The following is a 19679-nucleotide window of genomic DNA, read 5'->3' as shown; positions in this document are numbered from 1 at the left end:
TTGAGGGAAGTGTTTCAAGGCTGTATTTTTCTTCATTTGCGGATATGCTACCGCAGGAGCTTGGATTTGCCGGCAGGATAAAGCATCCTTCTCCAGACATCGTTAATGTGATGCTGAGTTATGGCTATGGCATCCTGTATTCTAAGGTAAGACATGCTGTGATCTCTGCGAACCTTAATCCTTACAGGGGTGTGCTGCATGCTTCCTACAGGGACCAGGAGGCGCTGGTCTATGACCTGACAGAAGAGTTCAGACAGCCTGTGGTGGATAGGGTGGTACTGACAATGGTCGGAAGAAAGCAGGTTTCTGTAAATGATTATGTTCTGGAGGGAGAGACCTGTCTGATGAAGGACCATTTCAAGAAGGAGTTTGCAAATGAGATATTTGAGAAACTGGAATCAGAAACGAAGTATGAGAGTGGCAAGAGATCTTTTGAAAACATCATTTCAGAGCAGGCTAAGAAGTTCAGGGCATATGTACTTGAGGGTGCTGAATATTTGCCTTTTGTTTTCCAGAACAGGTGATGGTCATCAATTCAAAGTATGTTTTAGTTGCCTACGATATCGAGGATAACGGCAGGAGATCGAAGATAGCAGAACTGCTCCAGTATTATGGACTGTCAAGGATCCAGTACAGTGTTTTTGCAGGGGAGATACCTGCAAGGAAACTTAAGGAGATGAGCGACAGCCTTTTTGACATGGAACTTGAAAACGATGACAACATCACCATAGTTCCTATCTGTGAGAACTGCAAGGAAAACGTAATGTCAATAAAACCGCTTCCCGAACAGATCAAACATCTTTCCATCTGATAACAAGCCCCTAAGGACTGATCTGTTCCAATCTTTATATATCCCTCTGTCAAAAACAGGTCTGTACATCAACAGCAAAAAAAGAAGCATTTTCCGGCTAGAAATAGTTATTTAAAGGAAAAAAACATACAGTTGAAAATAGAACCCGAGAAAATAGGGTATGGTAACAATATTGACAAGCCTTGGTGATAGAGGAGATGCGAGTTGAAAATAGAACCCGAGAAAATAGGGTATGGTAACTTTACTATTTGCAATTTCTATATTAAATCTTTCATGTTGAAAATAGAACCCGAGAAAATAGGGTATGGTAACGCGGAGGATTGAGATTGTTCGGTTGTCTACGCTAGTTGTTGAAAATAGAACCCGAGAAAATAGGGTATGGTAACTCGAACACTTCACCTATACCGTTACCGAACCTTTTTGTTGAAAATAGAACCCGAGAAAATAGGGTATGGTAACTGGTAATGGTGTCTATTGCATCGGCGTATTTTTCAGGTTGAAAATAGAACCCGAGAAAATAGGGTATGGTAACTTCATTATTTGTACATCTTCACATACAATAGTTTTTGTTGAAAATAGAACCCGAGAAAATAGGGTATGGTAACTTGGGATTAACATCTTCGACAGTAAGGCCATATTTTGCGTTGAAAATAGAACCCGAGAAAATAGGGTATGGTAACTTACTAGTTCAGTATAGCTCATCTTCTTTTCCTCGTTGAAAATAGAACCCGAGAAAATAGGGTATGGTAACCTTAGTATTCTGCATCTTTCGACATCTCCTGAGAGGGGTTGAAAATAGAACCCGAGAAAATAGGGTATGGTAACGCTATCTGTTCAACAATTTTTGGCAAGTTGTTGTCTGGTTGAAAATAGAACCCGAGAAAATAGGGTATGGTAACTTATAAACCCATATTTTATCCTTACCTTTTTGAAATGTGTTGAAAATATAACCCGCGAAAATAGGGTATGGTAACTCTTTCTTTCCCATCGTTACACATCACATATGCAATGTTGAAAAGAGAACCCGTGAAAATAGGGTATGGTAACATGTAGGGTCTTACCATAGAGCCTATCATATCAATTGTGTTGAAAATATAACCCGAGAAAAAAGGGTATGGTAACGTGTTACCGCTGGCGTTTATGTATGGCTGGTGTTCCGGTTGAAAATAGAACCCGAGAAAATAGGGTATGGTAACGCACATTACAACAGTATATAGAAAGCCCTTGTAACCCGTTGAAAATAGAACCCGAGAAAATAGGGTATGGTAACACAATTTGAACCTTAAACATATAGATAGGCTTATTAGTTGAAAATATAACCCGCGAAAATAGGGTATGGTAACATATAAGTCTTAATTGATTTAGCTTTTATGGTATCTGGTTGAAGAGATAACCCGTGATAACAGGGTATGGTAACATTGAAGGCTCTACACTTGCCTTATCCGGTATCTGTGTTGAAAATATAACCCGAAAAAATAGGGTATGGTAACTCTCTGGTCTCTTTCCTTACTTCAATGAGTTATATTCAGGGTTGAAAAGGTAAATTCTCCACTCTTAAATTTTTTATTAATAACAGAAGCTCCTAGGAAGCTCTAGGACGGTTTCAGAGGTACTAACACCTTACCCATGAATAAATCTCTTCACCACGGGGCTCCTAGACGGTCATGCCCGGCTCAAATCGGGCAAGTCTTGCGTATGATTTCCCATGGGACCAATGCATCCACTGGATCCATTGAAGTATAGAAGCAAGGGCAAACATAGGCAAAAAGACTAGAATGTGGTTAATTGCAGAGTAATGAGCAGTTCATACTTACCCCTTACCTGGACAATTGCTCTACATGCAGGCGCATACAGATCCATGTAGATGCATATAGTTTATCTCACAGGCTCCAATGCTAAGTATCCCTGCACCTTTATGATCCTGAACCTATCCCCTTTCTGCAAACCTTCCATATCCACTATATCCCTTGGAATTGTAAGTCTGAATTGTCCGGAATGTTCCTGCAAAGTTACGACCACGTTAAACACCTCATTCAAGTACTCTTATCAGTACTTGGAACAATACTATTTAGCTTTAATTGCCATGTGATCAGTTGCATCCTAGTCTAACTTACAGATATTCTACTTCTCTTTTGCTATAGTAATGTGATATTCTACAGCCTTTATGGACATATCTACATAATGGCAGAAGCTGCAGCTGCGGGTGCAAGAGAGGTGATGGGGCAGAAGTAGGACTTTTCCAGGTACAGAAACGTTTAATGAAGAGTTACTTAAAAAATGGGGGCAACTGAGACAAAAAAATCGTTTGCTCATATCCACGGTAGCAACAGTTGATAAACTCGCAGAAGCAGGCGGTATGATTTTCGGTGTTCTTACCTGTTTTGGAATGGTCCTGTCTCAGATACAGGCAGTCATAGACCGAACAGGAGGTCTGTGTTCAAAGGGAGGGCTTGTGAATAAAGTGGGTAGCATATTCACGTCTTCAGCAACCCAGCACGGAGTACAGGAATCAACCATACTGGGATTCTCTACGGTCTTTTCCACCACGGCATGGTCATAGTTGGAATACCATATACATGCCCAGGTATCAGTGTTCACAATGATGTCAATGGGGGACCTTATGGTGCATCTTCTGTGGCTGGCAATGGGATTGGAAAGTTACCCACAAAGCACGAGCTTGTTACATTCCGTTTTCAGGGAAAATGTGTTGCAGAGATCACCAGGAAACTGGTCGGCGAATGATCGCCATGTGGTTTGTTACATACGGTGTTTTAAATAATGTTTTTGAGCCCGGACACACAATATCACAATACTCTTAGTACTGTATTGATCTGTGAAATAGAGGATATAAGGTCTTCAACATTTCTTTTTCCTATATTTCCCTTGTCATGCAGATAACCAAGTTCCACGATCGTACCTTCCAGGCTGTCAAAAGCTGAAAGTACATCAAGATCATTGTCCATGTGGCTGTTAAATGTGGGAACCATTTTTTTTATTATTTCTGAGGCTTTAGTATCTTCCAGGTTTTTATCCGATGATGGTTTCTTCAGTTTATCTATGTTCACTAGAAGATCCCTTAAACGCTGAGTCTTTTGTTCCATAGACTTATAGGTAAAGTTCAAACGTTCCCTATAATGGGCATATATAAGGAAAAAACGTATCTCTTTTCCGGAATAACCATTTGAGAGCAAATTTTCCGGATATATGACATTACCCCTGCTCTTGGACATTTTCTTTCCTTCAACTAACAAATGTGCACCGTGCAACCAGTAACTCGAAAGTTTTTTTCCAGTAACGGATTCCATTACAGCTATATTGTAATCGTGATGCCTTACAAGATTATCTTCACCGCCACACCAGATATCAACTGTGGGGCCGAGCGTATCACATAGCATTGCAGGATCCTGGATGTTCCATGAGGGCCTGCCTCGTCCCAGAGACGACTCCCACGATAAACCCTCTTCAGTACGATGCCCATGCCAGAGTATAAAATCACCTATATTCCAGTTATTACCTGGATATGTGTCCTTATGAAAACGCCTTATCTTTGCAGGCCAGTCAGAACTTTTAAGATGGCTCAGCTTTCCAAAATCTTTGAAGGAACGAATATCAAAGTACACATTCCCCCTGTACCAGTAAGCATGCCCCTTCTGAAGTAAATTCTCTATTATTTTCACGGCCTTACCCACTGAAGTAGAAGATCTGGGGTTATATGTGGGTTTTTTGATCATAAGAGCAGCAATATCTGTGAAGAATTTGGCAGCACAACTGTTGGTAAGGCTGAAAACATCTGTTAAGTTTTTATTTGACTCAATTATGGCTTTATCCTCTATATCTGTGAAATTGAGGGTCCTCTTCACATCATAACCGGTAAATTCCAGGTAACGTAAAAGAATGTCCTCAAAAAGGAACGTACGATAATTCCCCAGGTGCGCAGGCTGGTAGATAGATGGACCGCATGTGAACATCTTTACTTTTCCATTCTCCTCGGATTCAAATATCTCTAGGTTCTGAGTCATGCTATTGTACAATCTAAGCAAAGTTAGATCCCCCATTTACTAATTATAAAATGAACTTATAAAGAATTATGCGAAATCTCAAAGACAAAAAGTTATTAGTGATATTATTCTGTGACTTTGTTTTTGGCTTTTGGTATATTATCGGTATTTCCGTAAACCCCATTTATTTATGTTTTGTTGATCAATTTCATCATTATAATGATAAGCATACAGTGTAATGTACATATATTTATATAGGTTCCTCTTTTAGATGGTGTCACTCCTTTTAGATAAAGGGGCATAAAAAACGGACTAAGTGGTATTGATCATGCAAAAACAGAGATTAATTCCTGTTGTACTTCTGATCGCGTTGATGTTTTTTGCAAGCGGTCTAATGTACCATCTTCCTGGCGGTGGAAAAGTTCCACCTATTAACGATGTGAATTGTAGCAGTGATAATGTAACACTAATATCTGTAAATGAACAGAATTTACATACAGAAGAACCGAGCTTGAAGATGAATCTGCTGGTGAAACCACAAGTATTGAGGTGACATAAATGCAACTCAAGTTAAGCGTATCGATCTATTTTGGAATCGCATTATTTTGTATGATAATGTTCGCAGGAATAGTTTCAGCTGAAGAGCTCAGCGTGAACTTTGTTAGCCAAATTGATGTAAATAACTACAATGCTGATGGTATCACCAATAGTTTTACGACACAGGGACAGGATCTTGTCAGTCACTTTGGTGGAAGCATTTCGAACGTTGTAGCAGCCGAAAATTATGCATATCTCGGACAGGGACAGGATATGCTGGTGATCGATATCACTGATGTTTCCGATCCATTTGAAGTGGGAAGGGTAACTACTTCATCTTTAGTGAACAATATTGCTGTATCTGGGAACTATGCATACATTGCCAATGGTGAGAACGAACTTGTGACAGTAGATATCTCAGATCCGGCCTTACCAACGATCTTAGGAACTTATGCTTATAATTCTGGCAATGCTTGTGGCGTTGCTATAGAAGGCGATTTTGCATACATAGCCGATGGTACTAACGGTCTTATAATTGTGGATATCAGCGATCCTGCGGCACCAACACTTGAAGGGGTTTATAATACTGCCGGGGTGGCATCCCATGTTGCTGTAAACGGCAGTTATGCCTACGTAGCTGATGGTGTTAACGGCCTTGTGGTCGTTGATATCGCTGATCCCTCTTCACCCAGCTTCGAGGGAACTTATAACACTGCAGGAAACGCATACGATGTTGCAGTAGCAGGCAATCACGCATATGTGGCCGATGGTACTAATGGTCTTGTAATAATAAACATCACGTATCTCTCCTCGCTGACTCTCGCCGACACCTATGACACTGAGGTTCTTGCAAGAGGGGTTGTTGTATCAGGCAGTTATGCATACGTAGCCGATGGTGACGGCGGTGGTCTTGTGATAGTGAACATCAGTGATCCAGCGAATGCTTCGAGTTCAGCGGTCTATCGTGCTACTGCAGGCAATGCATATGATGTTGCTGTATCAGGCAACTATGCATATGTAGCATTTGGCAGAAGTGGCCTTGCTGTAGTGAATATTACAAATCCGGCAGCACCAGCTTTTGCAGGTAAATATGATATGTCCGGTTATGCATCTGGTGTTGCCATAGCAGACAATTATGCATACGTAGCCAATGGTTACATGGGTCTTTCGGTAATAAACATTGCAGACAGATCTTCTCCAACCAGTGCAGGTCGTTACATTACTACTGGGTATGCACGTGATGTTGCCGTTTCAGGTAGCTATGCATACGTAGCCAATGATATCAATGGCCTTGTAATAGCAGACATATCCGATCCGTCTGCACCAGCATATAAAGGGACATATAATACTGCTGGCTGTGCATGGGATGTTGCTGTATCAGAGAATTATGCATACATAGCTGATGGTGAAAATGGCCTTGTCATAGTAGACATATCCGATCCGTCTGCACCAGTTTATAAAGGCAGCTGTGACACTCCTGGCAAGGCTGAAAATGTCGCAATATCAGGCAGTTATGCCTACGTAGCTGATGGCGACAGCGGTCTTATAATGATCAACATAAACGATCCAGCCATGCCTCTTATAGAAAACAGTTATAATACTGCTGGGCACTCATATGGTATTTTCGTAGTCCCTATCAGTAACTATGCATACATAGCTGATGGTGCTAATGGTCTTGTGATCTTGGATGTAAGTGATCCTGCTGCACTGACACTTAAAGGCAGCTATGACACTAATTCTGCCCAGAACATTGCTGTATCCGGAAATCATGCATACATAGCAGATGACAGTAATGGTCTTGTGATCCTGAATATCACTAACCCTTCTGCTCCAACACTTGCAGGCAGTTATAATACTGCTGGTTATGGATATGGCGTTGCTGTATCCGGCAATTATGTATACGTAGCCGATTTTGATAACGGCCTTGTCATACTTCAAGTGGATTACGGATCAAATGAGCCTGACACCACAGCCCCTGCACCTGTAAAAGCTTTGAACGAAGTTGGAACTGGCTCTTATTGGATCAGATGGTCATGGACAAACCCTAATGACGCTGATTTCAGTCATGCGATGGTATACTTCGACGGAGCTTTTGTAACGAACATATCAGAAGGATATTATAACGCGACAGGTCTTATTGAAGGCAGCACACATACAATAAGCATCAGGACAGTAGATACATCCGGTAACATAAACTCTGCATGGGTTAACGATTCAGCAACAACTGCACTTCCGACAGATCTGATCCCACCTGGATCTATAACAGATCTGGGAGAAAATGATGTTGATTCGGTTTGGATCAGTTGGACATGGACAAACCCGAATGATGTTGATTTCAGTCATCTGATGATCTACATAGATGGGGCATTTGTTACAAATACTGCCGATAGCTCTGTAAATTCCTACAATGCAACGGGACTTTCCGAAGATGTCACTCACACCATCGGTATTCGTACAGTGGATGCTTCAGGCAATATTAATTCAATGTGGGTCAATGATTCAGCCACTACAGTGAAGCTTCCAAAGATCTCAAACCTCTCTGGAACGAATATCACAAAAACTTCTATTACACTTACATGGGAAAACTCAGCTGACACCAGCAGGGTGCAAATAACAAGGGATGACATGATCCTTGGTAATGTGAGTGGACCAGCATGTTACGTAGACAGTAATTTGAGCAGTGGCAGAACTTATACATATACTCTTACCCCATATGGCCAGGATGGTCTGGAAGGTAGAGCAGTAAGTCTGGACCTGAGAACCAAGTCGGGTAGCAGCGGAGGAGGAAGTGGTGGAAGCAGCAGCAAAAAAAGTAGCAGTGGAGGAAGTGGAGGTGCAGCTTCAGTTGAGGACTTTGCAAATCTGGCAATCAAAGATGTTGCAAACGCTTACCTTAGAATGGATTCAAATGCAACCTACGAATTCTCAAGGGAAGGAAATCCGATACGATCGATCAGTTTATATTCCCTCAGGAACTCTGGCCAGATAACATCCACTATCGAAGTATTGAACAACAGGTCAAAACTTGTTAACAGCAGTCCTGATGGACCCATCTATAAATATGTGAACATATGGGTTGGCAAGGCAGGCTTTGCAACAGCATCTAACATAAAAGATGCACATGTAATGTTCAAGGTGAACAGTTCCTGGATCCAGCAGATGGGTCTTAGTCCAGACGACATAAAACTGCAGAAGTATAACGGAACTGCGTGGGAAGTATTACCTACCCGCATAGTAACTAACTCAACGGACTATGTATTATTCGAGTCTCAGACACCTGGATTCTCATCATTCGCCATAACTGCTGAGAAACCACTTGCCGCTTCTTCAATTACTGGTGCGGATGCAGGTATCAGTTCAGAAGGCTCATCAAGCGACCATATCCCAACAGATGATACAAACCAAGACCAAATGCCTGAAGAATCCAAACTATGGATCTCAATAGCGGCTATTCTTGTAATAGGCGCGGTCACTGCAGGGTATGTATATCTGAAGAGGAAACAGAACTGAGACCGTATATCCCCTGCACTTCCACCGTGCAGGGGAATACGCCAAGTAATAGAGATGTTGGTTTTTAGTCCTGGAAATGTTATTTCAGATCCGGACTTGAATTACAAAAATTTCTATCGTATTTTATTTTGTTATCACCACTCTTTCTAAATATTGGGGGCGGGACTGTAAAATATGCATATATATATATATGAATACATCTCCTTTCAGAAACGGAGTTTAAAAGTCTAAGTGGTGCCGATCATGCAAACACAGGTGTTGATCCCTGTTGTACTTCTGATCGCAGTCATAATTCGTTCAAGCGGTCGAACGTACCATTTTCAGAAAGGTGCAAATGCGTCACAGAAGATGTTGGATCTATCCCATAGCAGGGAATAATGGCAGTCCATTGTCTTCTGCAAAGGAAGAGCAGAAGCCCCTCCACATATATCAAAACGACTGAACTGAACACCTGAAAATGAATTTGCTGATGAGACCACTGAAACTGGAGTGATAAAGTGCAACTCAAGTTAAGTGGATCGATCTATTTAGGAGCCGCAGTATTTTTAATGCTGCTGATCTCAGGGATCAGCGCAGCTGAAGAGCTTAAAGTAGATTTTGTTAGTCAGTATAATGAAAATACCTATGATACAGCCAGTATAACCAATGCTATTACCGGGCAGGACTTTATTAGCCACCGCGGAGGAAGTATTTCCACTGTTGTTGTAAACGGCAATTATGCCTATGTTGGACAAGGACAGGATATGTTGGTCCTGAACGTTAGTGATGTTTCCAATCCTGTAGAGGTAGGAAGGGTCACCATTAACGCGACAGTCAACAATATTGTCATATCTGGAAGTCATGCATATGTGGCCGATGGGAATGGCCTGGTAGCAGTGGACATCACTAACCCGGCAGCACCAACGATTACAGATACTTCTTGTTATTTCGGATCAGGTGTTGCAGTATCAGGCAATCATGCATACTTGGCCAGCGGAACCAGAGGCCTTGAAATAGTAGATATAAGTAATCCGGAAAACCTATACCGTTATCCTAATACTTATGATACGCTCGGTTATGCTTATGATGTTGCTGTAAACGGCAGTTATGCGTACGTAGCAGATGGTGACAATGGGCTTGAGATCGTCAATATAGCAACCCCAACCGCACCAACCTTTGCAGGCAATTATAACACTTCCGGCTCAGCAAGAGGTATCGCCGTATCAGGAAACTATGCATACATAGCTGATGGGACCAATGGACTTGTGATCTTCAATATATCAAACGCTTCCGCACCGACCCTTACAGGAACCCGTGATACTGCAGGATTTGCAATAGATGTCACCTTGTCAGGCAACAATGCATACGTAGCCGATAGGACCAATGGTCTTGTAATTATAAATGTCGCAGATCCTACATCACCAGTCATTATAGGGGAACACAACGTTCCTTCTTCAGATGCTTCTTGTGTTGATGTATCAGGTAACTATTCTTATGTCGCCTATGGGAGAAGCGGTCTTTCAGTTCTGGATGTCACAGATCCGACAGATCCAGACAGTGTAGCTACCTTTACGACCACTTCAGGGTTTGCAAATGGTGTGGTCCTGTCAGACAATCATGCATACATAGCCAATGGTTTAATGGGCCTCTTGGTCGTTAACGTAACTGATCCAGCTGCACCAACCTTTGCAGGCAATTATACCACTACCGGTTATGCACATGATATTGCTGTTTCTGGAAATCATGCGTATGTTGCCGATGGGGTAAGCGGCCTTGTAATTCTAAATGTCACAAATCCAGCATCACCGGTATTCAGCGATAGCTATGACACTTCTTCTGGTCATGCTTATGGCGTTACAATCTCAGAAAATTATGCATACGTTGCGTTCAATAGCAGCGGGCTTAGTATAGTAGACGTTACAAATCCAGAAAATGTGGTCGCAAAAGATTATGATACTGCTGGAAATGCAGAAAGTGTTGCTGTAGCAGACGGTTATGCCTACATAGCAGACGGTGATGCTGGTCTTGTGATCATGGATATTACTGATCCGACTGCAGCAGTGTTAAAAGGCAGTTATAATACTACAGGCCATGCAAATGGAGTTGCAGTATCAGGAGATTATGCCTACATAGCAGATGGCGATAATGGTCTTGTGATCCTGAATATTACTGACCCGGCTAATCCAACACTCACAGGCAATGTTACTACAAGTTATGCACATGATGTTGCCATTTCTGGAAATTATGCATACATCGCAGACGATAGTAATGGACTTGTGATCTTTAACGTCACTGATCCTGCAGCTCCAATTGAGGAAGGTCGCTTTAATACAGCTGGTTTTGCATATGATGTTGCAGTATCAAACACTTATGTATACGTAGCAGACTTTGGCAATGGTCTTGTCATCCTTCATGTGGAAGGTGCAGACGATACGACCCCTCCGGCACCTGTATCAGGTCTGAATGAAACAAGTGCAGGTGCAAACTGGATCAGATGGGCCTGGACAAACCCTGTTGATGTTGATTTTAGTCATGTGATGGTATACTTGAACGGGACATTCGTCGAAAACACATCCAATGCTTTTTATAATTCTACCGGTCTTCTTGAAGGTAGCACATATATAATAAGCACCAGGACCGTGGATGATTCAGGGAACATTAATCCTACATGGGTAAATGATTCAGCAACAGCGATCGTCATAGACGCCATGCCCCCGGCATCTGTTACTAACCTTAAGGAAACCGATGCCGATGCAAGCTGGATCAACTGGGCATGGGTAAATCCAGATGATGACGATTTCAGTCATGTGATGGTATACCTCAATGATGCATTTTTAACAAATACAACAGACAATACCACCAATTCCTACAACGCAACCGGTCTTACTGAGGGCACTACCTACACGATCGGTATCCGTACAGTAGATACTTCAGGGAACATCAATTCTACATTGGTCAATGATTCAGCCATTGCAATGAGCCTTCCGGAGATCTTCAGTGTTTCTGGAACAGATATCACGAGGAACTCAATTACAGTGATATGGGAAGCTTCCAACGACACCGCTCAGGTACAAATAAGCAGGGACAATACAGTCCTTGGAAATGTGAGCGGATCAACATCCTATGTCGACAGCGGCTTGAGCAGTGGTACGACCTATACTTACACTCTTGTCCCGTACAACAGTGATGGACTGGCAGGCATAGCAGTGAGTCAGGACCTTACAACCAGGTCTTCCAGTGGCGGTGGAGGCGGTGGAGGTAGTAGCAGGAGCAGTAGTAGTGGTGGTGGAGGCGGCGCTTCGGCTTCCGTAGAGGATTTCACTAATCTGGCATTGAAGGATGCAAAAACCCAATACCTTAGAATGAATACCAATGTGACCTATCAGTTCACAAAGGAAGGAAATCCCATACAGTCGATCAGTTTCTATTCCCTGAAGAACGCAGGGGAAACAACTTCCACCATAGAAGTGCTGAACAACAGATCAAAACTGGTTAACAGCACTCCTGAAGGATCCATTTATAAATATGTCAATATCTGGGTCGGAAGGGCAGGTTTTGCTACATCGGCCAACATAAAGGATCCAGAGGTAAAGTTCAAGGTGAATACCTCATGGATGCAGCAGATGGATATAGACCCTGAGAATGTGAAGCTACAGAGATATAACGGAACTGCATGGGAAGTTTTGCCTACCACAATGGGAAGCAGCACCGACGGTTACGTGATCTATGAATCTAAGACGCCGGGATTCTCTCCATTTGCGATAACTGCTGAAATGGCACTTCAACCCCCTGTAAGCAGTGAAACTGGTACGCAGAGCAATGTAACTGACAATGTTACTCTTCCAACTGAGGAAACCAAAACCCCAGGCTTTGAAGCACTCTTTGCAGTTGCAGGTCTGCTTGCAGTTGCATACCTCGTTAGAAGGGACTAAGCTATAAAATGAGAAGGGATTTTACCCTTCCTCTAATTTTTTTATTCTTTTCCTCTACCAAAAAATGAGTTCATTACTGTTTGCCCATTGTAATAACTTCGAACTCCTTTGAAGCTTAAACAAAGTATATACGGCAGTTATACCCACTTTTACGTATAAATGCAAGAATGGGAGTAACTACCATGTCTAAAAGGTCAAGGCTTCTAATGTTATCAATGTTGTTGATATCTATCTTTATTTCAGGCTGTTTGAACTCAAAAGACTCGCCTTCCAACATTGCAGGTCAATGCAGCGATGGTTCTTCGATCTCAGGTGATGAGTTCCTGATACTTGCGCCGAAGACACTTTTTTCAGGAGGGGAAAGTGCTGTGACCATGGCTGCATTCAATGAAGGCCAGCCTGTGGTCAGATGTGTGGATTATACACTTACGGATACGAACAATAAGGTGATCCCACTGGTACAGGCATCAACTTCAGAAGCAGGTAATGCAGTAGCTTCCTTTGAAGTGCCTGAGATGGAAGAAGGGCAGTATACCCTGACAGCAAAACCTGCAGGTTCTGATACAGAGTTCACGGCCACTGTGCAGGTAGTGAGGAACAATCCTATCTTTATCGAAACGGATAAGCCCATCTACAAACCCGGGCAGACCATACACGGCCGCTTGCTTACAGTGAACAATAATCTGTTACCTGTTGAGCAGGAAACGACCGTAGACATTACTGATGCGAAGGGTGTCAAGGTATTCAAAGAGAACCTAACCTCCAATGAATATGGTGTGACCTACTTTGACCTGCCCCTTGCATCAGAACTCAACCTGGGCACATGGAAGATAAAGGCAACTTCGGGCAGTTCCATTTCTGAAGTGGACATCAGGGTGGAAAAATACGTATTGCCCAAATTCGATGTGCAGGTAACAACCCCAAAAGAATGGTTCCTTGTATCCGAGCCGGTAAAAGGCTCCGTATCCGCAGAGTATTTCTTCGGTAAGCAGGTTGAAGGCAATGTTACTGTAGAGGCCATGCGCTACGTAGGTACCTGGGAACAATATGCCACCTTCACATCTGCGCTCAAGAACGGTTCAGTGGATTTTGAGTTGCCAGAAGTGGGGTATGCAGCGGGCACTTACGGTGCAGAGGGACAAGGAAACCTTATGCTAAATGTAACTGTAACCGATACCGGAGGTCACAGTGAGAAGTCCACACAACTGCTGACTGTAGCCCAGTCACCTGTAGTACTGAAACTCATACCCGAGTCAAATTCCATAAAACCCGGGATGCCTTTGCAGGTGCTGCTAGTGACCCAGGACCCCGGAGGTAAACCGGTGGATGCCGATGTAAGTATCACTGCAAGTTTTACTGATGAGAATTACTACCAACAGATGCAGCAGGATACTATCAGAACGAAGAACGGCACGTATCTACTTACTTATGATGTGCCTTCCAAAACCCAGGCTCTGAGCCTTTCTGCAGACACACCGGGCGTCTATGCATCTGTAAACCTTAATGCCATATATTCACCTTCCGCCAGTTTCATACACATAAGCCAGACCAGTGAAGGAGTGCCGAAAGTGGGTGGATCCATCACCTTCAAAGTGTACTCCACCAACCCTGGAACTGTATTCTATGATGTGTTCGCTAACGGCAGGACAGTATACTCTGCCACAAGCGATGGATCAGATATCAGCATCCCCGTAACTACACAGATGAGCCCGACAGCAAAAGTAGTGGTGTATATGATAAACCCTAACAATGAGGTTTCTGTGGATGTACTGCCCTTTGATGTGCAATTCGAGACCCAGGTAGACCTTGCTTCGAGCTTCAGCGAGGAAGAGGTGAAGCCCGGGGATAATGTGACCGTGAACTTTGATGCGGGCAGCCAAGCCATGATAGGTGTATCCATTGTGGATGAGTCCGTTTATGCTTTTAGTGAAGGGCGGCTTAACCTGCAGCAGGTGTTCAGTGAGCTCGAAAAGCGCTTCATGGAGCCTCTGGCTGAGGCTCATCCCACATATTACTTGTATCAGGAAGGGGCCTACAATGTGCTTGACAATGCGGGCATGGTGGTCATGGCCTCACCTGAACTGAATGTTCCTAAGGTGGAAGTTCCGCAGGAGGATGTGGTGATGGACGGATTTGGTGGAAAGGACATAGGTATGGCAGTGCAGGAGGAAGCTGCAGTAGAGCCCACTGTTCCCAATCCAACCGCATCTCAGGGGTCAGTCGGGCCTGAGCAGCCTCTTGCTGAGGTACAGAGGGTACGCCAGTTCTTCCCTGAAACATGGGTGTGGATACCCGACCTGCTCACTGACAGCGGCGGAAAAGCAGACCTTGATCTGAACGCACCTGACAGTATCACCACCTGGAGATTGCATGCAGTATCCTCGGGACCGCAGGGTATAGGCATTTCCGAAACCCAGCTCAAGGTGTTCCAGGACTTCTTCATTGACCCTGACCTGCCGTATGCTGTCATACGGGGCGAGCAGTTCCCGATACAAGTACAGGTGTATAACTACCTGGATAGGGAACAGCAGGTCTTCCTTACCCTGAAAGGCGAGGATTGGTTCCAGCTCGTGGGTAGTGATAAACAGCAGGTCACGGTGGCTCCTAACAGTGTGAGTGCTGTGAGCTTCACCATCAGGCCAACACAGGTAGGCACCCATGTCTTCGAGATCACCGGACAGACCACAGAAAAAGCGGATGCTGTGAAGAAGGACATGATCGTGGAACCTGAAGGTGCTACAAGAGAGGTGGTGGACAATGGCATCCTCGGCAATGCTTCAGTGGTGCTGGATGCTGGTTTGCCTTTTGATATGGTGAAAGATTCGGGCAAGATCCTGGTGAGCTTTACACCGAGCATAGTGGCACAGACCATAAGCGGTGTTGATGACCTGCTGGGTATGCCTTACGGCTGCGGTGAACAGAACATGATGCTGTTCTCCACGGATGTGGAAGTGCTGCGGTACCTGAAGGCCACAGGCCAGGAGAATCCGCAGATCCGGGCGAAGGCCGAAACATACATTATCACGGGTTATCAGCGGGAGCTTACTTACAGGCACGCTGACGGTTCCTTCTCCGCGTTCGGGGAAAGTGACGGGGAGGGCAGCCTGTGGCTCACTGACTTTGTACTGTCGCAGTTCAGCGGTGCCAGAGATATCACTACCATAGATGAGGATGTACTGAAGGAGGCTGCCGAATGGATAGGATCCCACCAGCATGCAGACGGTTCATGGGAATCGGTGGGTTTTGTGATACACCAGGACATGATGGGCGGTGTGGATGGCGCATACGCTCTGACAGCTTATACTACGCTGGCGCTTGAGGAATACGGGAGTGCGAACCCTGAGGTAATGGCAAAGGCTCAGCAGTACCTGGAAGCAAATCTGGCCGCACAGGACGATCCGTATGCTCTTGCCATCGGTACGCTGGCCTTGCAGAAGCTGGACAGCTCTAAAGCCGATGAAGCACTGGACAAGCTGCTGGCAATGGCAAAGCAGGATGAGGATGGTACGTACTGGGGATATGATGAAGTTCCGGTATCCAGGCCTTATGGTTATGATACCTATGGAATAATAATGCCTTCGGGCAAGAATGTGGAGACCACTGCATACGCAACGCTGGCCCTTATTGAAGCCAAGGACCCCACAGCAAGCCAGTCCCTTAAATGGATAGCTGCACAGAGGAATGCGCAGGGCGGTTTCTCCAGCACCCAGGATACGGTGATGGCTTTCAGGGCTCTCATGACCGCTGCGGCTTCAGCTGGCAGGGATATCGATGCCACGGTGTCGGTGACGGCTGACAATGCATCACTTAGCGAAGTAAAGATAACTCCGCAGAACTTCGATGTGGTGCAGATAGTGGAAGTGCCTGTGGATACGAAACAGGTGACCCTGGGTATAGAAGGCGAAGGAGAAGTGAGCTACCAGCTTGTGAAGAGGTTCAATATGATCCTGCCGGATGTGGCGGAACAGAAGGAGATAGAGCTTAACGTTACATACGATGCCACGAACGTGGCTGTGGATGACATCGTGACAGCAGATGTACGGGTGAAGTACAACGGCATGCCCGGCATCGGGGGCATGGTCAATTCCAGCGGCATGATGATCGTGGATATCGCTGTACCCACTGGTTTCACTCCTGTCACAACGAGCCTGGATGCCCTCAGGGACAACGGCACCATCACCCGCTATGAGATAGCAGGCCGCAAAGTGGTGTTCTACATCGATGAGATGCAGGTGGGTGAGGAGCTTAACTTCACCATGCAGATGAAGGCGCTCTTCCCTGTAAAGGCAGCAGCCCAGGAAAGCAAAGCCTACTCCTACTACAACCCGGGGGTCAGTGCAGAAGTGAAGGGCGTAGAGATGAACGTGACGTGAAGGGGCTGAAAAGCCTTTTCACAAGATATTTCTAAGAAATCCCGGAGCGGTCCCTGTGGCGGTACATCAGCCACTGGAAAGCCGAAGGCATCCTGGATACTGTAAGACACCACTGCACCCAGGTCTTTATCAAGACCCACTCCCTCTGGGAAGCCGCCAGAAAACCCCTTGCAGACCTGTGCAGCGTCCTTAAGATCGGCTTCAGGAAGATCTTCGGCCAATATTTCGTGGACTCAGGCATCATCCGCCCCTTCCGAGAACGTAAAAAGAACCTGAAACCTATCAAACAGCACCAATACCCCCACTGAAACCCCCCTCATAGTCGAATCCTACCGGGAAGTCAATCGGCTCTCCAAAGAACTAAAAGAACTCGGCATCTCCCGTAAGATCGCTGTAGTCTCAAACAGCAGTACAATCAGGTCTAGCCATGTGATCGGATGAGTTAGAATAGCGGAGGCTATAGAATAATATTTATTTGAACAAGAATCCAAATTAAAGTGCAATTGCTTTGCCTCTCGTTTTCTCTCCTCCTACAAATTCCCCACCTACCCCGCAAAAACGCCGCTTTGCGGCGACAGTGGCTTTTTTCATTAGTTCCCTTAGGTACACGATTAAGGACTGTGTGTCACAGTTGGCATGCATTTCGATTTGACTCGGATTTTCCAAGCTCAAAAGTTCCACTGGAAATAAACCTTTCAAATTGACCGGCAACATTTCGAAAAGTATATGTTACATGCACATTCACTTTTATTATCTCTGTTGGATGCGAAAATATGAACAAAATAATAAAATGGATACTGATACTTTTTGCTGTGTTTGTGTTTCTTGGGATCTTAGGACAACCTTCCGATCAACAAACCAAGCCTGCTGACCAGCAGCAAGAGATTGTAGACACTACAGCAGAACAAATATCTGAGCCAGTGAAAGAAGCACCAGAGACCGATCTTGTAAACGAAGACACATCTGAGATACAATATTCCATACCGGAAAGATCAGCATCAGATTCTCCTCAAAGCGGTAACCTGACAGTCCACTTTATAGACGTTGGCCAGGGAGATTCCATTCTAGTTGAATATGATGGAAAGACCATGCTGATAGATGCAGGTGAAAATAACGCGGGTCCCACAGTTACGGCATTCCTGCAGGAACAGGGGATATCTTCCCTGGACTATGTGGTTGCAACACATCCACATGCAGATCATATAGGAGGAATGCTCACAATGCTTAATGAATATCCAATAGGCCAGTTCATAGACCCAGGATACCCGCATACTTCACAGACGTATGAAAAAATGTTGACAGCAATCGATAAAAAGAACATTCCCTTCCATGTAGCACAAAGAGGGGAAACCATTGATCTTGCTCAAGGAATAGAGATCCGGGTGTTTAACCCGGGGAAGAAGCAATCTGACGACCTTAACGAAAACTCTGTGGTTCTTAAGATCACTGATAGAGATGTATCGTTCCTGCTCATGGGGGATGCCGGCCTTGAAGCAGAAGGAAGCATCATGGCTGATGGCTACGATGTAGATGCAGATATTCTCAAAGTGGGTCATCATGCAAGTACTTCAGGTTCAGGACAAAACTTTATCCAAGCTGTTGGTCCAGAGGTCAGCATTATCGAAGTCGGTGCAGATAATGACTATGGACACCCGCACGCTGAGATATTACAACGGCTTCAGAGCGTATCCACGGTTTACAGAACGGACGATCATGGTACAATTACTATTACAACAGACGGTTCCACCTACACAGTGACCACTAAAAAGACAGCTCCAAGCAAAACCAGTGCCCTAAGTGAAGTAACCACTGCGGATCCAACAACTAAATCCATTCCAGATAATACAATAGTTGCACCGGTTGAAACAAGCACCTCAGATGAGGGAATAGAGATCAGTGGTCTAAGTCTTAAAGACGAGTTTGTGAAGATCAAGAATTCAGGTTCTTCTTCTGTGGATCTCAGGGGTTGGCAGATCAAAGACGAAGGCGATAAACACACGTATACTTTCCCTTCATTCCAGCTGGAAGCAGGTGCAACAGTTACTCTCTACACTGCAGAAGGGTACAATACCGAAACTGAGCTATATTGGGGAAGTGGTAACCCATTCTGGAACAATGACGGGGATACTGCCTTTCTCTATGACAATGAAGGATACCTTATAGACTCACTGAGGGGATGAACATGGTCATCGAAGCCACTCTGGATAGGATAGAAAATGAGACAGCTGTATTACTTGTCAGATCTGAAGAAACCACTAAGATCAGTATTCCTATTTCTTTATTGCCTGAAGGAAGCAAGGAGGGAGATATCCTGAGCATTGATATTAAAAAGGACATTCAAGAAACAGAGCGATCCAAAGAAAGAGTATCATCTTTGCTTGAAAAGCTCAAAAACAAAAAGTGACTATATGATGTCTCGACCAGTCTTTCGATACCATAGTTCAAGGCTTTGATATAATTTACATAGGGTCCTTGTAGTATCCTCACTCAGCGAAGGCTTGTAAAGCCTTCTTTTCACTAATACCAAGGTTTATGGTCA

The 19679-nt window shown here is 44.4% G+C and carries 12 protein-coding genes and 1 CRISPR repeat array; of the genes, 9 read left to right on the top strand and 3 right to left on the bottom strand.

The window, feature by feature from the left end:
• A partial coding sequence (cas1, locus tag A4E24_RS03390; protein ID WP_292351667.1) for a CRISPR-associated endonuclease Cas1 occupies positions 1–524 on the top strand: 524 nt, incomplete at its 5' end.
• Positions 524–811 (top strand): CRISPR-associated endonuclease Cas2, encoded by a 288-nt coding sequence (gene cas2 / locus A4E24_RS03385; RefSeq protein WP_292351665.1) that lies wholly within the window; start codon positions 524–526, stop codon positions 809–811. The genes cas1 and cas2, both read left to right, overlap by 1 nt.
• A 131-nt stretch (positions 812–942) precedes the next feature.
• A CRISPR array of direct repeats spans positions 943–2301; the repeat unit is 37 nt; unit sequence GTTGAAAATAGAACCCGAGAAAATAGGGTATGGTAAC.
• A gap of 385 nt (positions 2302–2686) precedes the next feature.
• Here the strand turns inward: cas2 and A4E24_RS03380 are convergent.
• Positions 2687–2830: an AbrB/MazE/SpoVT family DNA-binding domain-containing protein gene (locus A4E24_RS03380; protein ID WP_292351663.1), complete on the bottom strand. Its 144-nt coding sequence runs from the start codon at positions 2828–2830 to the stop codon at positions 2687–2689.
• Between the two features lie 286 nt (positions 2831–3116).
• Here A4E24_RS03380 and A4E24_RS03375 point away from each other — a divergent pair, with 286 nt between their 5' ends.
• Together A4E24_RS03375 and A4E24_RS03370 are read left to right on the top strand one after the other, a co-directional pair.
• On the top strand, positions 3117–3371 hold the full coding sequence (locus tag A4E24_RS03375) for a hypothetical protein (RefSeq protein WP_292351661.1): 255 nt from the start codon (positions 3117–3119) through the stop codon (positions 3369–3371).
• Positions 3362–3553, top strand: coding sequence for a hypothetical protein (locus A4E24_RS03370; protein ID WP_292351660.1), 192 nt, complete (start codon positions 3362–3364; stop codon positions 3551–3553). The genes A4E24_RS03375 and A4E24_RS03370 overlap by 10 nt, the downstream gene beginning before the upstream one ends.
• A gap of 62 nt (positions 3554–3615) precedes the next feature.
• Here the strand turns inward: A4E24_RS03370 and A4E24_RS03365 are convergent, their stop codons facing one another.
• A complete protein-coding gene (locus A4E24_RS03365; RefSeq protein ID WP_292351658.1) occupies positions 3616–4830 on the bottom strand; it encodes a class I tRNA ligase family protein in 1215 nt (404 codons plus the stop codon).
• A 537-nt stretch (positions 4831–5367) separates the two neighbouring features.
• On the opposite strand from A4E24_RS03365, the gene A4E24_RS03360 reads away from it, so the two are divergent.
• From A4E24_RS03360 to A4E24_RS03350, 3 genes are all read left to right on the top strand, one after another.
• On the top strand, positions 5368–8856 hold the full coding sequence (locus A4E24_RS03360) for a PGF-pre-PGF domain-containing protein (RefSeq protein ID WP_292351656.1): 3489 nt from the start codon (positions 5368–5370) through the stop codon (positions 8854–8856).
• A gap of 497 nt (positions 8857–9353) precedes the next feature.
• Positions 9354–12767: a PGF-pre-PGF domain-containing protein gene (locus tag A4E24_RS03355; RefSeq protein ID WP_292351655.1), complete on the top strand. Its 3414-nt coding sequence runs from the start codon at positions 9354–9356 to the stop codon at positions 12765–12767.
• Positions 12768–13015: 248 nt separating this feature from the next.
• Complete coding sequence (locus tag A4E24_RS03350; protein ID WP_292351654.1) at positions 13016–17140, top strand: alpha-2-macroglobulin family protein; 4125 nt, start codon at positions 13016–13018, stop codon at positions 17138–17140.
• 31 nt (positions 17141–17171) lie between these two features.
• On the opposite strand, the gene A4E24_RS03345 is transcribed toward A4E24_RS03350, so the two are convergent.
• On the bottom strand, positions 17172–17384 hold the full coding sequence (locus A4E24_RS03345) for a hypothetical protein (RefSeq protein WP_292351653.1): 213 nt from the start codon (positions 17382–17384) through the stop codon (positions 17172–17174).
• Positions 17385–17913: 529 nt separating this feature from the next.
• Here A4E24_RS03345 and A4E24_RS03340 point away from each other — a divergent pair.
• Complete coding sequence (locus tag A4E24_RS03340; protein ID WP_292351651.1) at positions 17914–19320, top strand: lamin tail domain-containing protein; 1407 nt, start codon at positions 17914–17916, stop codon at positions 19318–19320.
• A gap of 2 nt (positions 19321–19322) precedes the next feature.
• Positions 19323–19544, top strand: a complete 222-nt coding sequence (locus A4E24_RS03335; protein WP_292351650.1) for a DUF3006 domain-containing protein — start codon at positions 19323–19325, stop codon at positions 19542–19544.
• The last annotated feature ends 135 nt before the right edge of the window (positions 19545–19679 follow it).

Origin of the sequence: Methanomethylovorans sp. PtaU1.Bin093 (assembly GCF_002067275.1) — an archaeon.
Taxonomy (GTDB): Archaea; Halobacteriota; Methanosarcinia; order Methanosarcinales; family Methanosarcinaceae; genus Methanomethylovorans.
This window is presented reverse-complemented; position numbering and strand designations above follow the sequence as displayed.